This is a genomic window from Terrimonas sp., from assembly GCF_003075435.1.
GTDB lineage: Bacteria > Bacteroidota > Bacteroidia > Chitinophagales > Chitinophagaceae > Agriterribacter.
Genome location: NZ_QCZJ01000047.1, coordinates 1 through 19,605, shown reverse-complemented (window position 1 = coordinate 19,605; position 19,605 = coordinate 1). Strand labels below are relative to the sequence as shown.

General features: G+C 39.7%; 15 protein-coding genes. 8 read left to right on the top strand and 7 right to left on the bottom strand.

The features are described 5' to 3' along the window. Positions 1-182 precede the first annotated feature (182 nt). A complete protein-coding gene (locus tag DC498_RS25205; protein WP_116876897.1) occupies positions 183-1,223 on the bottom strand; it encodes a COX15/CtaA family protein in 1,041 nt (346 codons plus the stop codon). 48 nt (positions 1,224-1,271) lie between these two features. Here DC498_RS25205 and DC498_RS25200 point away from each other — a divergent pair, with 48 nt between their 5' ends. Beyond that, positions 1,272-1,868, top strand: a complete 597-nt coding sequence (locus DC498_RS25200; protein ID WP_116876896.1) for a ribonuclease HII — start codon at positions 1,272-1,274, stop codon at positions 1,866-1,868. Positions 1,869-2,038: 170 nt separating this feature from the next. Here the strand turns inward: DC498_RS25200 and DC498_RS25195 are convergent, their stop codons facing one another. From DC498_RS25195 to DC498_RS25185, 3 genes are all read right to left on the bottom strand, one after another. Next, entirely contained in the window at positions 2,039-2,308 is a 270-nt protein-coding gene (locus DC498_RS25195; protein WP_133176978.1) for a hypothetical protein, read from the bottom strand. Between the two features lie 39 nt (positions 2,309-2,347). Next, on the bottom strand, positions 2,348-3,346 hold the full coding sequence (locus tag DC498_RS25190; RefSeq protein ID WP_116876894.1) for a glycosyltransferase family protein: 999 nt from the start codon (positions 3,344-3,346) through the stop codon (positions 2,348-2,350). 181 nt (positions 3,347-3,527) lie between these two features. Beyond that, positions 3,528-4,364 (bottom strand): UDP-2,3-diacylglucosamine diphosphatase, encoded by an 837-nt coding sequence (locus tag DC498_RS25185; protein WP_116876898.1) that lies wholly within the window; start codon positions 4,362-4,364, stop codon positions 3,528-3,530. A 398-nt stretch (positions 4,365-4,762) separates the two neighbouring features. Here DC498_RS25185 and DC498_RS25180 point away from each other — a divergent pair, with 398 nt between their 5' ends. Further along, complete coding sequence (locus DC498_RS25180) at positions 4,763-8,044, top strand: SusC/RagA family TonB-linked outer membrane protein (protein WP_116876893.1); 3,282 nt, start codon at positions 4,763-4,765, stop codon at positions 8,042-8,044. Between the two features lie 20 nt (positions 8,045-8,064). Then, entirely contained in the window at positions 8,065-9,522 is a 1,458-nt protein-coding gene (locus DC498_RS25175; protein ID WP_116876892.1) for a SusD/RagB family nutrient-binding outer membrane lipoprotein, read from the top strand. A gap of 163 nt (positions 9,523-9,685) precedes the next feature. Here DC498_RS25175 and DC498_RS25170 read toward each other — a convergent pair whose 3' ends face one another. Further along, positions 9,686-12,229 carry a TonB-dependent receptor gene (locus tag DC498_RS25170; protein WP_116876891.1) on the bottom strand — a complete coding sequence of 848 codons (2,544 nt, stop codon included), beginning with the start codon at positions 12,227-12,229 and terminating at the stop codon, positions 9,686-9,688. A gap of 273 nt (positions 12,230-12,502) precedes the next feature. Between DC498_RS25170 and DC498_RS25165 the strand changes: the two genes are divergently transcribed. The 3 genes from DC498_RS25165 to DC498_RS25155 all read left to right on the top strand — a co-directional run bounded on the left by DC498_RS25165 (position 12,503) and on the right by DC498_RS25155 (position 15,619). Next, positions 12,503-13,303: an alpha/beta fold hydrolase gene (locus DC498_RS25165; RefSeq protein WP_116876890.1), complete on the top strand. Its 801-nt coding sequence runs from the start codon at positions 12,503-12,505 to the stop codon at positions 13,301-13,303. Positions 13,304-13,319: 16 nt separating this feature from the next. Continuing rightward, entirely contained in the window at positions 13,320-14,462 is a 1,143-nt protein-coding gene (locus DC498_RS25160) for a glycosyltransferase (protein WP_116876889.1), read from the top strand. A gap of 62 nt (positions 14,463-14,524) precedes the next feature. Continuing rightward, positions 14,525-15,619 (top strand): ABC transporter permease, encoded by a 1,095-nt coding sequence (locus tag DC498_RS25155; protein WP_116876888.1) that lies wholly within the window; start codon positions 14,525-14,527, stop codon positions 15,617-15,619. A 74-nt stretch (positions 15,620-15,693) separates the two neighbouring features. Here DC498_RS25155 and DC498_RS25150 read toward each other — a convergent pair whose 3' ends face one another. Both DC498_RS25150 and tatC read right to left on the bottom strand, forming a co-directional pair. Further along, the gene (locus DC498_RS25150) at positions 15,694-16,164 is read right to left on the bottom strand and encodes an Lrp/AsnC ligand binding domain-containing protein (protein ID WP_116876887.1); all 471 of its coding nucleotides are present in this window, start codon (positions 16,162-16,164) and stop codon (positions 15,694-15,696) included. Between the two features lie 208 nt (positions 16,165-16,372). Beyond that, on the bottom strand, positions 16,373-17,254 hold the full coding sequence (gene tatC, locus DC498_RS25145) for a twin-arginine translocase subunit TatC (RefSeq protein ID WP_240628096.1): 882 nt from the start codon (positions 17,252-17,254) through the stop codon (positions 16,373-16,375). Positions 17,255-17,464: 210 nt separating this feature from the next. Here tatC and DC498_RS25140 point away from each other — a divergent pair, with 210 nt between their 5' ends. Further along, complete coding sequence (locus DC498_RS25140; protein ID WP_116876885.1) at positions 17,465-18,727, top strand: sensor histidine kinase; 1,263 nt, start codon at positions 17,465-17,467, stop codon at positions 18,725-18,727. An 11-nt stretch (positions 18,728-18,738) separates the two neighbouring features. Next, on the top strand, positions 18,739-19,434 hold the full coding sequence (locus DC498_RS25135) for a response regulator transcription factor (RefSeq protein ID WP_116876884.1): 696 nt from the start codon (positions 18,739-18,741) through the stop codon (positions 19,432-19,434). Positions 19,435-19,605: the final 171 nt, after the last annotated feature.

Genomic DNA, 19,605 nt, shown 5'->3' with positions numbered 1-19,605 from the left:
TTCTAACTCTCTGACTACTTTTTGCTTAAAGCTAATACTATACCGGATCACCGTTTGGACATCTCTTGTCATGGTATTACAGATTTTTTTGTTCTTAAATCTGTCTACTTATGCTAGGACAAGACATTTATAGCTGATGGCTAACAGCTGATACCTGATAGCTTACGGCTGTCAGCCTGAGTTCACCCCTTTACCAGATACAATACCCACACCAGCGACATCAGCAACAGCATGGCAACAAACTGGTGCAGCACGCCAAACCATACAATAGCAGTTGCATTGGGTGAATATATAACCGTAAGTATGCCAAGCAAAACCTGCAGCAACACCAATATCACAGGCAAGGCTTTTGTGCGGTTAAGCCATACTGAGGCAGTGTGGCGGTTTGCCAGTATAAACCATACCAATACTAAAATGGTGAAGATATATGCAATACCCCTGTGTATAAACTGCACCATAAAAGGGTTGTTGAAATAATTGGCTTTACCCTTTGTCATGTGCAAGGCATCAGGAAACCATTCGCCGTTGAGTGTAGGCCAGGTTGGTGCAACCGTGCCTGCTCTTAACCCTGCCATAAAGCCGCCGTATGTTAACTGAATAAACAATAGGATAATCAATCCTGTCATCATTCTTTTTAAAGTAATATTATGACTGATGTGTTGCGGGGGCACCAATAATGTTAATGCGAACCATAAAGTGTATACCAATAATATCAGCGCGGCTACAAAATGGGTGGCAAGCTCCACATGGCCTACAAAATACATTTCAGGCACTAACCCGCTTTTTACCATTATCCAGCCTATTGCTCCCTGTATACCACCCAGGAAAAAAAGAATAATAAAAGGAATGATCATCTCATTCCTGAACATTTTCTTCCTTATAAAATAAATAAACCCGATGACGAATACAATGCCGATCAGCCTTCCCCAAAAGCGATGAAACCACTCCCAGAAGAAGATGAACTTAAAATCAGATAGTGTAAAATCAGCATGTATATATTTAAACTGGTCGGTATTTTTATATTTTTCAAATTCAGCCAGCCAGGCTGCATTGCCAATAGGAGGCAACATGCCTGTAATGGGTTTCCATTCTGTAATGGAAAGCCCGGATTCGGTGAGGCGTGTAATGCCGCCCAGTAAAACCTGTATCATGATCATGCCTACGCCCGTTAATAACCAGATGCCCACCGCCTTATCGGATTTGTGTGTAAGAGAATTGTTCATAACTGCAAAAGTATTGTAGAAAGTTTATTCTTAACATTGCAGCGATATATGTTGAAAGCCTTTTACCAGGATATTTTGATAGAAGCGGGTTGTGATGAAGCAGGACGCGGTTGTTTTGCAGGCCCGGTATTTGCCGCGGCAGTAGTATTGCCACGAGATTTTTGCAATGAGATACTGAATGATTCAAAACAACTATCTGCGGAGCAAAGAAATGAGATGCGGCAATGTATAGAAGCGGAAGCTATTGCATATAGTGTGGCAAAAGTTGAAGTAGAAGAAATTGATACCATCAATATATTAAATGCATCGTTCAGGGCAATGCATCTTGCCATTGCGCAGCTATCTGTTATTCCTGAATTATTGCTGATAGACGGCAACCGGTTTAACCGGTATAACACAGTGCCTCACCATTGTATCATAAAAGGCGATGGTATATATGCTTCTATTGCCGCGGCAAGTGTGCTGGCAAAAACTTACCGCGATGAATATATGACGCAACTCCACGAACAGTTTCCTTATTATGGCTGGAGCAATAATAAAGGATATGGCACCGCTGCACACCGCAAAGCGATACTTGAATATGGCTTGTGCGAACATCACCGGAAAAGTTTTCAGTGTATACCGGCGCAGCTGGATCTGTTTTAGCCACAAGTCACACTAATTATCCCGGATAATTCCGATGTAACAAGCTGGTTATTGCACAAAGGGACACAGAGGAAGCACAAAGTTGCACAAAAGAATAATAAAACCCTCAGTGTAACTTTGTGTATGCTTCGTGGCTCTCTGTGTAGCAAAACCTGTTCCATTGTGGCGTCTTACAATTGAAAGGGTAATGTTAGTGCTATTCCTATAATCCCCCCGATAACTGATGCTACCGCATCTATAAAATCATAGGTACCTTTGCCTGTTATTTTGGAGAATAACTCAAAGCCATAGCTAACAGCAATTACTATAATAGCTGATATAGCCACCGATAGCCAGAAATTATCTGTAAATATTTTCCATGAAAAAAACTGCAATATCAACCCCATCAGGATGCCCACTTCAAAATGCCTCCATTTATCCGGCTTTATTTTTTTGAACATACTCCCTGTTTTGCCGGAATAAATATCGGTCATTAAAATTTAACCGGCAGGAGCAGAAGCTTTTTGCATCATAATGTTGATGATATCGACAGACGAGTATTTGAATTTTATATCAACCGGTTTCGCGGCATTATACCAGTCTTCAAAAACAATATGAAAATTTTCCGGAAGCTCTTTTAATGTTTTTACGCCTAATTGCCCCAGGGCGGCGGCATTGCATTTTTGTTCGTATTGCCCTTTAATCGGCATCACCATCATTTTTTTGTTGAGGTGAAGAGCCTCTGCAGGTGTTTCAAATCCGGCGCCGCAAATAATGGCATCGCAATGTATCATGCTTTCGTTGAAAGCATTTTTACCAACCGGGATAAATGTAAGATGACCTTCTTTGGTTACCTGTTTTACTTCTTTTGAAAAAACCTGGAAGTTATAGTCTGTAAGTTGTTTGAAGAACCTACGGATCTCACAATCACAATAAGAAGGCAGATATACCGTAATATAATTTTGGTTAGATGGCGTTGCATTCCAGATTTCAGATTTGATTACCGGTGGCAGGATGAAATCATCATATTCCCTGAAATGCAAACCTATATACGAAGATGCTTTTGCATAGTTCTTAAGTATCCATTCCCCTACAGCACTGGGTTTTATTGGTCTTGGAGTGTTGGACGACATAAAGCTAGCCTGGTGGCCAAAGTTTACAGAAGGTACTTTTTTTTGCCTGCAGGCAATGGAAGTAATGCATTCAAAATCGTTTATTACAAGGTCATATTTTTCAACCGGCAATTCAGCTACTTCTTTTCTTAACCTTAATGGTGATATTTTTTGAAACATGGAAAAATAATCGAGACTTCCCTTGCAGGTATAAAACAGGCTTAATCCTTTACTGCGGTATTTAATGGGCGCATCTAAAGCAAGACTGCTATTTGCACCGCTTAAAAACAAATCTACTTTACCATGTTGCTGCAAATGCGGCAATAATTCCATTGCGCGGCTGATATGTCCGTTACCCGTTGCCTGTATGGCGTAAAATATTTTCATAAAATTAAAAGGCTATCTTTTTTTTCTCTTTCCCCGGAAAAAGAGCGTGCTGTGTATCTCTAATAGAATGTAATCACTTTCACATTTCCACACTTCCACATTTCCACACTCCCACATTTCCACACTTCCATATTCTCACATTATCCCCTGCATTCTCAAATTCTCCCCTTTTCAAATTATCTTACCCCGCCAGCGAGCTGATATGATAACTGATCTCATCTGTAATAACATTCGGTACAGGCTTTTCTTTTTCTACTTTTAATTCAGGAAAAGCGCTTTCCTCAAATTCAAATAGTTTCCATTCCTTTTTATAATACTCCAGTGCTGTACAGTGTTCTACCCAGTCTCCGCTGTTTAAATAAGTTACACTGCCGTTTTCGTTGCTGATAACTCTTTTTTGCGGTTTATGAATATGTCCGCAGATCACGTAATCATAGTGTTTTTCAATGGCTATTTCTGCAGCAGTTGTCTCAAAGTCATTGATTTTAGTAACTGCTTTGTTCACGCCTTCCATTACGCTTTTAGAGAGGGAGACGCGTTCTTTGCCAAAAAATTTTAAAACAGCATTTATTGACCTGTTGAGAAGGATCAATGCACCATAGCCTGAGCTGCCAAGTTTGGCTAATGTTTTAGCCCAACCTTTGGTTGTATTATCAAATACATCGCCATGAAAGATCCAGGTCATTTTATTGTCAATCTCGAGTACCAGCTTATCTGTTAATACAAGATTGCCTGCATTAAGCGCAGAATACCTGCGCAGTGTTTCATCGTGGTTACCGGTTATGTAAAAAACACGAATGCCGTTGGAAATGTGGTTGATGATCTCTTTCAGCACATTCATGTGCGAAGCGGGAAAATATCTTTTGCTGAATTGCCAGGCGTCAAAAATATCGCCGTTAAGTATAAGGATGGAAGGCGTAATACTTTTAAGGTAGGCTGCCAATTTTTTTGCCTGGCAGCCGTAAGTGCCAAGATGCACATCTGAAATTACAACTACGTCAACCGCCCGCTTTTCCATAGTTATCATGTTTACCAAATATCCTTTACATATATTACCACAGTATTAAGCAGGCATTAAGAAAACATGAAAAAAGAGCAGGAAGCATTAAAACAAAAAAAATATGTGTTTATAAATATTAAACTGAAACATACTATATGAGCTATGGCCGGTTCAGCAAATGAATTTTCGTTTTAAGTATAATGCTCTTTAGTAGTTAACAAAAAAAATTAAAATACTTAACCATTAACAAATTGTTAAATGAAATTATTAATTTAGTATTAATATACAAATTAATGCTTTCCTAACAATAGGTTAACTATTGGTTTAAATGTTGACCTAACCTTTGCAAAACATCAAGCCCTACTGAAATTGCTGTAACCTAAGGACTGCTTTTTTTAACAATCAAAATTCTGTTTATGAGAACAAAGTTCTGTTCCCGGCATTTACTTATTGCCGCACTACTTCTATGTGCGATGCCTTACATGGCATTAGCCCAGCAGAAAATTTCCGGTAAAGTTTTATCAGCCAAAGATCAAACCCCATTAGCGGGCATTACTGTTACTATCAAATCAACCACCAGAGGAACCTCTACTACTTCAGATGGTGACTTTTCTATTGAAGCCCGGCAGGGTGATGTACTTGTATTTTCTGGTGTAGGGTTTAAAAGTCTGGAGCTGGGAGTAGGAACAGGCAGCATCTTGTCGGTTTATTTGGAGGAAGATGGCAAAAGCCTCAGCGAGGTTGTTGTAACAGCGCTGGGTGTAAAAAGAGAGACAAAACGTTTGGGTTATGCAGTGCAGGAAGTAAAAGGCTCGGACATGGATAAGGCCAGGGAAACCAACTTTGTAAGTGGCTTGGCTGGCAAGGTTGCCGGTGTTCAGGTAATGACTTCTCCAAGTGGTGTTGGCGGCTCTGCGCGGGTAACGATACGCGGAGATAAATCACTTAACATTAATAAAAACCAACCGCTGTTTGTAATAGATGGCGTGCCTATTACAAATGAATTAACCGGCTCCAGCGGCCGCAGTTACCAGGAACTTGATTATGGTAATGGTGCTGCCATGATAAATCCTGATGACATAGAAACAATGACAGTATTGAAAGGTGCTAATGCTTCGGCATTGTATGGTTCAAGAGCTGCGAATGGAGTTATAGTTATCACTACTAAATCCGGTAAAAACAGCAAGGGCATTGGTGTTACCGTTAATACCGGTGTTACTTTAGAAAGCCCATTGGTGCTTCCCAAGTTTCAACGGGTGTATGGTCAGGGAAATAATGGCCAGTTCAGCTTCCAAGACGGTAAAGGTGGCGGCGCAAGTGATGGTGTAGATGAAAGCTGGGGCCCTAAAATGGACGGCAGCTTAATAGCGCAGCATAACTCTCCTACATCTAATGGTTACCGCGGTGGAGATATCTCACTGGTAGATGATGGTGTACTTGGTTCCGCAGCTGATTTTGCAGCAAGGGGAACAGTTACAGCCACTCCGTTTGTACCTGGTATGGACCTGAGAAAGTTTTATGAAACCGGTGTGACCAATAATACAAACGTATCTCTTACCGGTGCTAATGATAAAGGAGATTTTCGTTTATCATATACCTTATTAGATCAAAAAGGCATTATTCCGAATACAGATATTAAAAGAAACACATTTGCTTTTAATGCGGGATATAATTTTACCCCGAAATTATCGGCAAGAATTACAGCCAACTATGTAAATACCAATAGTGATAACAGACCTAACTTAACATACGGTACAGAAAGTATTATTTATCTTTTGCATTGCTGGATGGGTCAACACGTTGATTTGAACAGCCTTAAAAGTTACTGGATACCAGGAATGGAAAATCGCCAGCAGTTCAACTTTAACTATAACTATCACGATAATCCATACTTCAACCTGTATGAAAATACAAACGGCCAGGATGCAGGAAGGCTTTTCGGTAACATCACTTTGAAGTATGATATAACAAGCTGGCTGAATATTCAGCTTCGCGGAGGCACTGACTTTAATAGTGAATTAAGAAAACGCCAGCGTGCATTCAGCACCCAGCGCTTCAGATTTGGAAGCTATCGCGAAGAAAGAGTGCGAAACAGTGAGACAAATATGGATTTCCTGGTGTCAGTTAACAAAGAAATTTCTGACAAATTCAGCTTTGGCCTTAACGTGGGCGGTAACAGGCAGATCAGCAAGTTCAATAATTATGAAGTTACAGCTCCACAATTGTTGATACCTGGTATTTATAGTTTATACAATAATAAAGTTGCGCTGGTTAGTTCTGTTTACGACGGGCAAAAGCAAATCAATAGTTTGTACGGTGCATTGCAATTGGCATACAACAACTATTTGTTCTTAGACCTTACTGCACGTAATGACTGGTCAAGTGCCCTCACCCTTCCCAAATCAGCAGATACTTTGGGCAAAACAGTAAACTCTTATTTCTATCCTTCTGCATCATTGAGCGCTGTTATCAGCGATATGGTGGAACTGCCATCATGGGTAAGCTTTGCAAAGGTTAGAACCAGCCTTGCACAGGTTGGTAATGATACTGATCCTTATGCGTTTTCTTTTAGTTACGGGGTTTCTGATCCCTGGTCCGGATTACCAGCTTATTATTCACCCAGTAATCTTTTGAATTATAATCTTAAGCCTGAAATCAGCACATCATGGGAAGCTGGTATTGACTGGCGCTTTTTCAACAGCAGGCTGGGTATAGATTTTTCTTATTATGATATCAATACCCGTAATCAGATCCTGCCAAGCGTTCCTATCAGTACAACATCCGGATCAACAAGTCGTGTGGTTAACGCCGGTAAAATCAGGAACTATGGCTATGAATTATTGTTAACCGGTCGCCCCGTAGATGGCAAAAACTTTAAATGGGATGTTACCATTAACTGGTCAGCCAACCGCAGCAAAGTATTGGAATTTGACGGTAATGTTACTACCTATTCAATGGCTGAACGTCATGGTATTTATATAAATGCCACTGTTGGCCAGCAAATGGGTGATATGTATTCAATAGGATTTAAAAAGGTAGACGACCCGTCTAGTCCTTATTATGGCCAACAGATATTTAACAGCGAAGGACGGTTTGTGGGAACAAATGATATTGTAAAGGTGGGAAACTATAATCCCAAATGGCTTGCCGGTATCAGAAATTCATTTACATATAAAAACTTCAACCTGAGCTTTCTCTTAGATGCACGTTATGGCGGACAAATTTTCTCCGAAACCTGGGTGGTTGGTCTGGAAGCCGGTCAGTTAGCAGAAACACTGGAAGGAAGAGCTGATGGCTATGATCTGAGCAAGCCTGGCAATGGTGTTATCGGAAAAGGTGTAATTCAAAATGCAGATGGAACATACAGGGTGAACGATGTTAAGCTTACAGCTCGTGAGTATCATCAATCCCGCACCGGGAACCGCGATATTGAAGAGGGCGGTGTTTTTGATGCGGATTATATTAAACTGAGGGAGGTTCGTTTCGGATATTCTTTCAATCCAAAAGTGCTTTCAAAGATCAGGTTTAAAGGATTAAATGTTTCAGTTGTTGGGCGTAACCTGGCGGTATGGAGCAAGGTTCCTCATATTGATCCTGAAACAAGCTCTTTATCAGGCGGCACTATTATACCAGGTGTTGAATCAGTTGGTATGCCTACAACACGCAGCCTGGGCGTAAATCTTGGCTTTACCTTTTAAACCTGTTAAAACTTAAGAGTATGAAAAAGTTTAAAACATATATATACGCAGTTATAATAGGCTGCACAATGGGTACTTCCTGCACAAAAGATTTCCAGGAAAAAAATGCAAACCCAAATGCTATTAATGATGTAACACCTGACCTGCTGATGCCTACTATTATACGAAGCATCTGCAATGAAATGGTAAATCAATCATGGGGTATAGGAAATATCGTAATACAACATACAGCGAAGATTCAGTTTGTATCTGAAGACCGCTATACCTGGGGCGACAGGAGCGGGTTGTTTTCTAATATGTATGGCAATATGCGGGATGTGGAGCGCCTGATAGCGTTAGGTGATGCCAAAAATGTACCCAATTATAAGGCAGTCGGGCTGGTGCTAAAAGCGTGGATGTATTCCCTTGTAACGGATGCTTATGGAGATGTGCCCTATTCCGAGGCAATGAATGGAGTAGGTGGTATTTTAATGCCGAAATATGACTCACAGGAATCAATATACAATGGCATTTTAAGTGACCTGGCAACAGCAAACACAACGTTCAATAGTGGCGCAGGTACACTGGTTGGCGATATTTTATTTAATGGTGATTTAACCAAATGGAAAAAATTAGCCAACTCCCTCCAGCTTCGTTGCCTGATGCGCATTTCAAACAAAAGAAATGTTGCGGCAGATATGCAGGCAATTATTGGTGGGGCAAACACACCTGTTTTCGAAAGCAATACGGATAATGCTGCGCTTACTTATTTAACAGTATCTCCTAACCAGTTTCCGTTGCATACAACACGCTCCGGCTCTTTTGATGAGTTTCGTTTAAGTAAAACACTGGGTGATAAACTATTGGCATTAGGAGATACACGAATAGCAATATTTGCTCAAAAAGCTGATGCAACAGGAACATATGTAGGTGTACCTAATGGTTTGAATGAGGTAGATGCGCTTGCTTATAATGGTGGACCTAACAATGTTTCAAGAGTAGGCTCTTATTTCTTTCTTGATGCGATTACAGAAACAGGTTTGAAGGTAGCAAAAGGATATATTATGGGCTATCCTGAACTACAGTTTATTTTAGCAGAAGCTGTTCAGAAGGGGATGGTAAATACCGGTAATACTGCTCAATGGCATTACGAAGAGGGAATAAAATCTTCGTTCAGCTATTTTCAGAGCACTATGCCTGCAGGTTATCTAACGCAAGCAGGCGTTGCTTTCAATAACACTGATGCACTAACGCTCATCGGCACACAAAAATGGATCGCATTATTCTTTGGTGGACTGGAAGCATGGTTTGATTGGAGAAGAACAAATATTCCTGCACTTGTTGCCGGCCGCGATAATGTAAACAACGATAGAATTCCTGTTAGGTTTGCATACCCAAGAAGTGAACAAACATTGAATCCTGCAAGTCGTACTGCGGCCGTTTCCGCACAAGGCTGGTCGGAGGATACTTACAATCAGAAAGTATGGTGGGATGAATAAAATCTCAAACAATTTCCAGATATGAAAATCCGAGGCTGCTTATTAAGTTAAGCAGCCTCTTTTTCAATAAGAGATTTAAGTAATATTAGTTGCTCAGATAATAAGCTCAGACCTCCCAATATATTTATTGCTTTTATTTGCAATAGCAGCATTCATCCCCTGTTTACTCATCATCTCCGCCCCCGCCTCTGTTCCTGTGCAATAAGGAAAAATCTGCTTTGCCAAATTTATAGCTGAGACTGAGCCTGAAATTTCTGACATTCCAGCGGCGGTAAGATTCCTGGTAGAAAGTTTCAGTATCATAAATTGTACCCCAGCGCTTTGTATTAAATACATCATTTACAGCAAATGTCACAGACGCCCTGTTGTTCTTCAAAAATTCTTTACGCATGGCAAAGTCAACTCCATATTGAGCCATCATTTTCCCCTGTGGTATTATACGGGGAGATTCATATTCGCCGATTAACTGGAAGCCGAGATTGTTAAACACTTTGCTCCTGTCGGTTTTGATCTTGTAATTAGTGGTCAGTTTTCCCTGCCAGTTAATTCCGCTGTTACTCAGATTAACTTTATCAATATCAGCATTTGTGGTTCTGTATTGAAGGTTAAATGTTGGTGTAATATCAAAATTACTACCAAATTTTTGTTGCAGGGTAAACTCAGCGCCATACCTGTTGGTAGTATTGGCATTTACAAAAGTATTTAAGATAGCATTGGGATCAACACCCGCGTTTTGTAACTGTACATATTGTTCTGCGCTGATGGTATCGCTGTATTGTGTAATATCATTAGGGTTATTTCTCCAATACAGAACCGCAAGGAAATTTCCACCCTTGTAATCATGGCTATAGTTGATCTCAAATGAGTTAACAAACTCCGGTTGTAGCTGCGGGTTACCCTGGCGCAGGTTAACAGGATCATTGATTTCAATGAATGGATTCAACTGCCAGAAATCAGGCCTGCGGATACGACGGGAAAAATTGAACTGTAACTGATCTTTTTCACTAACCTGCTGTGTTAAGAAAATACTTGGAAAAAATGCATTCCATATATTCTTCAGTTTTGCAGGATATTCATACCCGAATTTAAAAGCGCTGTCAACCATCAGCCCGTTGAACTTTGAATATTCGCTGCGAAGACCTGCCTGGTATGAAAAACCGCCGAATTTTTGTGAGTAGGTCATATAAGCCGCATTAACCATCTCATTATATTCATAGTTGTTGCTCAGGGGCAGCTTTGTTTCTCCGCCATTTTCAACACTGAAAGCATTATAAAAACTTTTAAAAGTATTGTAGTAAATCCTTACGCCTGCTTCAAACTTAGATCCCTCGCTGATAGGATTTGAATAATCCGCCTGGAATGTAATTTGGTGATTATTGTTTTGCCCTTCATTGCGAACAGTAGAAGGCTGTTTGTACTCAGCGCCACCAGGATAAGTATAAGTATTGATGATATCTGCATTGGATGAGCCTTGTCCGTAATTATAATTAAGGTCTGCAGTAAGCTCCTCTCCCTGTTTTGGGAAAGTATGTTTGTAATTTACTCTCGTGCTATTCCGGTTGAATTTTGAATTGCTGATAGAAGAACGGAACCCATAATATTCCGGTGTTTTATCACTTTCAAGATATTCCTGCTGCTGTTCTTCATTATTACCAAAACGCCCTCCGCCAAACCTTTGCGTAACAGAGATGGTATTGCGGTTATCTATAAAATAATCAACACCAAAATTGAGGAAGGTAAATTGCCGGCGCCTTTGGTTAAGGCTATGCTGGTTAAAATAATCCTGGGTGATGCCATTCAGCTTATTTTCACGCTCCGTTTCTCCCTTTGCTTTCCCTCTCGATTGATTAAAGCCACCACTTGCAAAAAAGTTCAGTTTCCCCTCTCTTAAATTTAAATTTAGATTTCCACTAAGAATACCAGGTGTGCCAACAGAAGCTGAGGCTATACCATTCAAACCAAAACGTTTATCTTTTTTCAACACCACATTAATAATGCCTCCTGATGTTGCCGCGTCAAATTTTGCGGAAGGGTTGGTGATTAATTCTACCTTTTCAATATTATCTGCAGGTATCTGATCGAGTGAAAGAATAGTAGGCCGCCCATCCACAAAAATCTGGGGCGCACTGTTTCTTAGCTCAACATTCCCGTCAATATCAACTGATACGGATGGAATATTCTTCATGACATCCACTGCTGTTCCACCGGTTGCTGTAAGGCTTTTCGATACGTTAAAAATCTTTCTGTCTATACCCATTTCCAAAGCAGGTTTTGTTGCAGTTATAACTATGCCTTCCAGTTGTTTAATAGCAGGTGTCATTGCTATATTGCCCAGGTCTTTTTCAAATTTGTCATTAGCTGCCCTGCTCTTATCCATAGAAGCTGCAGGAATCAATTGCTCAAAAACTTCGTAGCCAAGCGCTGATATCACTATTTTGTATGTAACAGAAGGAATAATATGACTAAAACTGAAATTGCCGTTTGATTTGGTTAACATACCATCAACCAGGCTGTCTGTTGCGGCGTTATATATTTGAACAGAAGCAGCTTCAATAGCTTTATCAGATTGCTGATCAACCAGCTTCCCAAAAATCCGGTTTTGTTTAAATTGAATAGTGGGATCATCAGGCATCTGCTGCTCAGGGTTTTGTGCATAAGCTGCAAAAAAAGAAAAAATAAATACAAGGATCAGTGTTGAATTCTTCATTAAAAATGATAGTTGAGATTAAAAATATATCCGCTTATGCAAAACATGCTTGCATAAACCTGTAAAAAAAGTTAGTTGCAGGGGGAGAGGGCAAAGTTAGTATGCTATACTGAGGTTTAAAAGTATTTGATATAATGCTTTAACCTAAATTAACGTTTTGTTCAGAGTAATAATGACGGCAAGCATGCATTCCAAACCTTCGCCGGATGGAGAATGCACCAACTCACTGCCCACTTTCAGCGCGAAAATTAAATTTCATTTACATTTGATAGTATGCAATCATCTTTTGTGTCTTTCAGAAATTCAAACATTCACTATATCACAACAGGCACAGGAGAAAGAATTTTGATATGCCTGCATGGCTTTGCTGAAAGCGCAGAAAGCTTTATTCCGCTTGCAGAACATCTTACAAATAAATATACTATTGTAATGCTTGATATGCCTTTGCATGGAAAAACAGTTTGGGAAGAAGCATTATTATTTACGGTAGATGAGCTTGCGGAAATTATAAATACAATTCCGGGAGTTAAAGGCAGGCGTTTTTCTGTGGTGGGATATAGTATGGGCGGACGGCTTGCGTTGCAGCTGTACCAGGCTATACCCCAAAAGATCGAGAAACTTATCCTGATTGCGCCTGATGGCATCATCATTAATCCCTGGTACCGGCTTGCTACGCAAACAAGGGCGGGTAATACATTGTTTTATTGGGTGATGAAGAAGCCTGGTGGCTTTTTTGCGGTAACTACTATTCTCAAAAAGCTTTCACTGATTAATACAGGTGTATATAAATATGTACACCAGCACTTAAAAACAAATGACATGAGGGAGCGCTTATATAATATATGGACAACGATGCGCAAAATGAAACCGGATATACGAGTCATAAAAAAACTTATTATTTCCTGCAATACACCGGTGATATTAATATATGGACGATATGATAAAGTTATCCGCTATACCACGGGCGAAAAATTCAGAGCAGGTATTGGAAGGTTGTGTACCCTGCATATATTGAATTGCGGACATAGAGTATTGCATGAAAAAAATGTTGAAGAGATAGCCGGTAAATTATAACCTGAAAAATTTCTTATTGGTAATTATAATAATCATACCTGTTATTTTACTGATCGCTTATTATTTTTTAATAGGTTACTACTATGCTGCATGGATGCATATACCGCTTTATAATATTGAACAGTATAATAAAACGGACGGAATAAAAGTATCTGTAATTGTTCCGGCACGAAACGAAGCACAGGTGATTGAGCATTGTTTACAATCATTGCTGCATCAGCATTATCCCGGAGATTTACTGCAAATAATAATTGTTGATGATCATTCAGATGATGATACCGCGGCGATTGTAAGCAAATATGTTTCAGGGAAATTAAAATTGATTTCTTTAAATAATTATTTGGAAGAAGGCAATATTATCGCCCACAAAAAAAAGGCGATTGAATTTGCTATTGCCGAATGCACCGGCGATTTGATCATAACTACTGATGCGGATTGTGTGGCAGGTAAAGGCTGGATAAATACTATTGTCGATTTTTACATCAGCCATAAAAAACGCTTTATTGTTGCCCCGGTAAAAATCATTCCGGGCGACACAGCGCTTTCCATTTTTCAAAGTATTGACTTTGCCATTATGCAGGGCATTACCGGCGCATCGGTATATAAAAATTTTCACCGCATGTGCAATGGCGCTAATCTTGCTTATGAGAAGCAGGTATTTTATGCAGTAAACGGTTTTGAAAATATTGATCATATTGCCTCTGGCGATGATATGCTGCTGATGGAAAAAATTGCCGGCAAATTCCCTGAAGGCATTGCGTATATAAAAAACAAAACGGCTATTGTGGAAACACTTCCTGAAAAAAGCTGGAAACAGTTTTTTAATCAGCGCATACGATGGGCAAGCAAAACAAAGCATTATAGTGATAAAAGGATCATGGCGGTATTAGGGTTGGTATACCTGCTCAATCTTAGCTTGTTTTTGTTGCTTGCCGGCAGTATAATAAATCCGGCATTGTTTATCTTTTTCGTGGTTTTTGTTTTTTATAAATGCATTATTGAATGGGCATTTGTAAAAGATATTCTCCGGTATTTTGATCTGCAGGCTTTCATGCCTGTTTTCCCTTTATTTCAACCATTGCATATTGCATATATTGTTGTTTCCGGTTTTTTTGGAAGCATAGGAAAGTACAGGTGGAAGGGAAGGGTGGTGAAATAAATGGATGTTTTTAATTCTGTGAGAGAAGTACAATAAGTATATTAAATCAGTATTTTGCATTCGTGCATACCCAATCTTCATTCTGGTTTTCTGCATGGAAAAGACTACGTAAAAACAGGGGCGCTGTTTTTGGATTGTTCACTATTGGTGTTGCAATAGTTGTTTGTATTGCTGCATATTATATTGCCCCTGATCACTCGCCCAATGCCAACAGGATGATACTTGAGATCGGCGGACAAAAGCCCGGTTTCAAAATGAATTTTTTATTGCTGCCTAAAGAGAAGTCAGTACAGCAAACAGGCTTTTTCCAAAGGTTAATAAACGGTGCTGAAGATGCATTCAATTATATTCCTGTATCCTCATGGCAAATAAAAGGAGATAGCATTATTGTTCAGAAATATATTGATGAAGGCATATATGAACGCCAGGCATATAATACAAGCAGCCTGGAAAATGTTTCCGGAAATTATATTGTTACCAAAACTTTTTGGTGCGGCACTGATAAGTTTGGTCGTGATATTTTAAGCCGGCTTATTGTTGGAACCCGTGTAAGCCTGGCAGTTGGCTTAATTGCGGTGAGTATTTCATTGTCCATAGGCATCCTGCTTGGTTTGATGGCTGGTTATTTCAGGGGAAGAACAGACAATATTATTATGTGGTTCATTAATGTTATCTGGAGCATACCTACTTTATTATTGGTTTTTGCTATAACCATTGTGTTAGGAAAAGGATTCTGGCAGGTATTCATTGCCGTTGGATTAACGCTTTGGGTGAACGTAGCCCGTATTATACGCACGCAGGTTATGAGCATCCGCGAATTACAATATGTTGAAGCAGCAAAAGCCCTGGGCTTTACCGATTCCCGGATTATTTTCCGGCATATATTACCCAATGTATTGGGCCCGGTAATGGTTATAGCAGCTTCCAACTTTGCAAGCGCGATAGTTATTGAGGCAGGTCTGAGTTTTTTAGGTGTTGGCGTTCAGCCTCCTCAACCCAGCTGGGGTTTAATGATAAAAGAGAATTATAACTTCATCATTACGCACAATCCGCTGCTTGCCATAGCGCCGGGCGTATGTATTATGATATTGGTGCTTGCCTTTAATTTATTGGGAAATGGTTTGCGTGATGCGTTTGACGTGAGGGAGAGGGTGTAGGGAGAAGGCGGAAGGGTAGGGTATAAGGTGCAAGGTGTATGGCATTGGCCCTACGCCTTATGCCCTATACCTTTTTACAAAGGTGCTACCTGTACATTCCTGTTAAAGCTCTCTTCAAGAGATATTAATGTTTCAGTACGTTCTATCCCTTTTATTTTCTGTAATTCATCGTGCAGTACATGTCGTAACTGAGCAATATCGCGGCAAATAATTTCAATAAACATACTGTAGTTGCCCGTAGTATAATTAAGCCGGACTATTTCCGGTATCTTTTTTAAGTCTTTAGCAACAGTATCGTACAGTGAACTTTTTTCAAGGTATATACCCACAAAAGCCGTAATGTCATAACCCAGTTCTTTCAGCTCCACATTCAGTCTTGTGCCCTTTACTATACCGCTTTCCTGCAGCTTTTTAATGCGTACATGTATTGTACCCCCGGAAACAGAAAGGTTTTTACCCAGATCCGCATAGGAAATCCCTGCGTCATCCATCATGGCAGAAATGATCTGCAGGTCTAATTTGTCTAAATTTAATTTGGATGACATATTCTTAATAATTTTTTCAAAGTTCCTAAATATTATTGACTTTTTTTAATGAAACCTTTGAGCAATATGGAAATTTTTTAAAAAAAATTCATATTGCTATTTTCATTCAGCCATAGTAATGGCCAATGCACTGAATAATGCTGAGGGGGAACAATCGCTTAGAGAAAGAGTATTAATAAAAATGCTACGGAAAATTCACATTAATCTGCTAGCTCCATTCTTCCCATTTTTTCTCTGCATTTTTATTAACCCGGGCTGCAATAATAATACTGATCTCGTACAAAAATATAAGGGGCAAACAAACTATCATCTGGCTTCCCCAGTCTGGAGACGGTGTTATTATAGCCGCAATTACCAATAAAGCAATATACGCATATTTCCTGTAAGTTCTTAAGAATCCTGCTGTTAACAGCCCTATCCTTGCCAGTACCCACGATGCCATGGGCAGCTCAAAAGCAATGCCCGACCCAAGTGTAATATCAATCAGCGAATCCATGTAATCACCAAGCATTGGCTTATACTCCAGCATTTGCCTGGTGCCTAATGTATAATTATACAGAAAATTAAAAGTGAAGGGGGCAAGCATAAAATAACCGAATGCCGCGCCAATAAAAAAGAAAAATGATACCCAGAAGATGATGCCTGTAGTGTGCTTCAGCTCTTCTTCTTTCAAAGCAGGCTTAATGAAGCGCCATACTTCCCAGCACAAATATGGAAATGCTGCAAGAACACCCCCGACTACAGCAATAGAAATACTCGTCATAAAAGTTCCGCTGACTTCTGTTACCTGCAGCCTCATATTAATAGGAGGCATGCATAAAGAGTCTCCCATCCCCAGTTTATGGCTTAGTGCGCAAAACATGCGGTATGAAATGAAATCAGATTGGGTAGGTCCAATGATCACATGGTCGTATATCCAATCAATATTCAGGAAAATAAGTATGGCAAATATTAAAACGGCAAATACCGAACGCACTATATGCCAGCGCAATGCTTCCAGATGGTCCACAAAACTCATTTCCGTGTCATCTGTTTCCTGTTGACCCCTGATACGTTTAAAAAAGGATTTCCTTTGTGATTCTATAGCCAAAGCAATAAAAATTGAGGTAGCAAACCTAACGAAAAAACTGATGTTATGCGGTATCATTACGATATTTGAAGCGGTTAACCCCTGTTAATAGTTTGCAAAACGGTCTGAAAAGGGGTTAACCGCGGATTAACAATAAAACAGCGCGTTACAGAACTTTTAAAAAAATAAAAAACAAATTTTGTGTCGGTTAGCTTTTACAAAATATCTGGAATGCGCTCCGCTACGTTAAAATGGATTGTACTTATTGGCTGCATGGTAATTGCCATAATGGTAGGTATACAATTATACTGGCTTAACCATGTTTATAAGCTGGAACAAAAGCAATTTCGTACCAATGTTATTAAAAGCATAAGGGGGCTATTTGAAGATATTGATATATCAGATCAACCTTCCGGGCACCTGCAACAGCTTATAGCCACACAGCCCGATCCTAACACCTTTATAATCAAAACAGATATTATTCCTTCAAAGGATACGCTTATTTTTTATATCACCAATGAGCTTGTGGATTTTGATGTGATGACAGAATGTATTGTTGCAGCGTATGATAAAAACAAACAGCATTATGTATACAGGGAGCAGATCGTATCACCGGCAATGCAAAGCAGGTACGATATTAACAGCCTTTCGGTTTACCCTGCCAATCATAATTATATCGCACTTTTTTTCCCTGACAGAAATAAATACGTGCTTTCGCAGATGAATTTCTGGATTGTAGGAAGCATTATCCTGATACTTGTGCTATCAGGGCTTGCAATAAGCTTATTTTATTTCTACAAACAAAAGTTCCTGGTCGAAATACAAAAAGATTTCGTAAACAACTTCACGCATGAATTTAAAACGCCGCTGGCAGTGATGAAGATCGCTTCAGAGGTTTTATCCCAACCCGGCATAACAAAACAGCCTGAAAGAATGGAGAAATATACTTCTATTATCAAGCATGAAACGGAACACCTGCAAAGCCAGGTGGAACGCCTGCTTAAGATAGCAGTATCTGAGCAGCAGGAATTCCCCCTGGAAAAAAATGCATTCAGCGTTAAAGAGCTGATTGAGCAGGCTGTATCCAAGCTGCAACCATTAATGGAATCTAAAAGCGCTAAAGTAGATGTGAGATTGAAAGATGATGATGTAGAAATGATGGCAGACAAAAACCACCTGGAACTTGCCGTGGTTAATCTTATTGAAAATGGTATTAAATATTCGGATAGTCCTAATATAGTGATTGAAGCAGGCAAAACAGATGCTGAAAGTTTTATAGCCGTTAAGGATAATGGTATTGGCATTGATAAGAAATATTACAGGAATATTTTCAAGAAATTTTACCGTGTGCCTACAGGCGATGTGCATAATGTAAAAGGATTTGGATTAGGCCTTAATTTTGTTAAAAAGATTGTAGACGCTCATAATGGAAGAATAGTCGTGAACAGCATTCCGGGTATAGGCACCGAGTTTAAGATAATCATCCCATCATAAAATTGTTTACCATGCAATCAACGAAAGCCAGGGTTTTACTTGCAGAAGATGATCTTTCTCTGGGCTATGTTATAAAAGATAACCTGGAACAGGAAGGCTACCGGGTAATGTTATGCCCTGATGGCGAAGATGCGCTGCAATCTTTTTTGAAGGAAGAATTCGATATATGTTTACTGGACGTGATGATGCCGAGCAAAGACGGTTTTTCCGTAGCAAAAAAAATCAGGCAGAAGAGTGATGTGGTTCCTATTTTGTTTTTAACCGCAAAATCAATGGAAGAAGACCGCCTGAAAGGATTTGCTACCGGTGCGGATGATTATATTACCAAGCCATTCAGCATGAAAGAGCTGCTGATGCGCATGGATGTTTTTTTAAGACGTACAAAAAAGCTGCATTCAGATAATGTTCAGGAGTTTAAGATTGGTAAGCTGCGCTTTTTATATACCGACCTGAAAATCTCGAATGGGACCGAAGAATCAAACCTCACACAAAAGGAAGCCGATCTGCTGAAGTTTTTTTGCGAACACCGTAATCATATTTTAAAGCGGGAAGAAGTGTTGTTAAATGTTTGGGGTAAGGATGATTATTTTCTCGGTCGTAGCATGGATGTATTTATCACCAAACTCCGCAAACATTTTAAAGCAGATCCGGAGGTAAATATTGAAACCATTCATGGTGTGGGCTTTCGGTTCAATGCACCGGAGTAAGGATGTAAGTGAGCGATCAGCTGTCAGGTATCAGCAATCAGCAGTCTGTGTCTTGTCCTAGCATAAGTAGACAGATTTAAGAACAAAAAAATCTGTAATACCATGACAAGAGATGTCCAAACGGTGATCCGGTATAGTATTAGCTTTAAGCAAAAAGTAGTCAGAGAGTTA

What these genes read in the sequence shown, in the direction of transcription:
- DC498_RS25205 (WP_116876897.1), bottom strand. Translation starts at nt 1,223, where the DNA reads ATGAACAATTCTCTTACACACAAATCCGATAAGGCGGTGGGCATCTGG.
- DC498_RS25200 (WP_116876896.1), top strand. Translation starts at nt 1,272, where the DNA reads ATGTTGAAAGCCTTTTACCAGGATATTTTGATAGAAGCGGGTTGTGAT.
- DC498_RS25195 (WP_133176978.1), bottom strand. Translation starts at nt 2,308, where the DNA reads ATGTTCAAAAAAATAAAGCCGGATAAATGGAGGCATTTTGAAGTGGGC.
- DC498_RS25190 (WP_116876894.1), bottom strand. Translation starts at nt 3,346, where the DNA reads ATGAAAATATTTTACGCCATACAGGCAACGGGTAACGGACATATCAGC.
- DC498_RS25185 (WP_116876898.1), bottom strand. Translation starts at nt 4,364, where the DNA reads ATGGAAAAGCGGGCGGTTGACGTAGTTGTAATTTCAGATGTGCATCTT.
- DC498_RS25180 (WP_116876893.1), top strand. Translation starts at nt 4,763, where the DNA reads ATGAGAACAAAGTTCTGTTCCCGGCATTTACTTATTGCCGCACTACTT.
- DC498_RS25175 (WP_116876892.1), top strand. Translation starts at nt 8,065, where the DNA reads ATGAAAAAGTTTAAAACATATATATACGCAGTTATAATAGGCTGCACA.
- DC498_RS25170 (WP_116876891.1), bottom strand. Translation starts at nt 12,229, where the DNA reads ATGAAGAATTCAACACTGATCCTTGTATTTATTTTTTCTTTTTTTGCA.
- DC498_RS25165 (WP_116876890.1), top strand. Translation starts at nt 12,503, where the DNA reads ATGCAATCATCTTTTGTGTCTTTCAGAAATTCAAACATTCACTATATC.
- DC498_RS25150 (WP_116876887.1), bottom strand. Translation starts at nt 16,164, where the DNA reads ATGTCATCCAAATTAAATTTAGACAAATTAGACCTGCAGATCATTTCT.
- DC498_RS25140 (WP_116876885.1), top strand. Translation starts at nt 17,465, where the DNA reads ATGCGCTCCGCTACGTTAAAATGGATTGTACTTATTGGCTGCATGGTA.
- DC498_RS25135 (WP_116876884.1), top strand. Translation starts at nt 18,739, where the DNA reads ATGCAATCAACGAAAGCCAGGGTTTTACTTGCAGAAGATGATCTTTCT.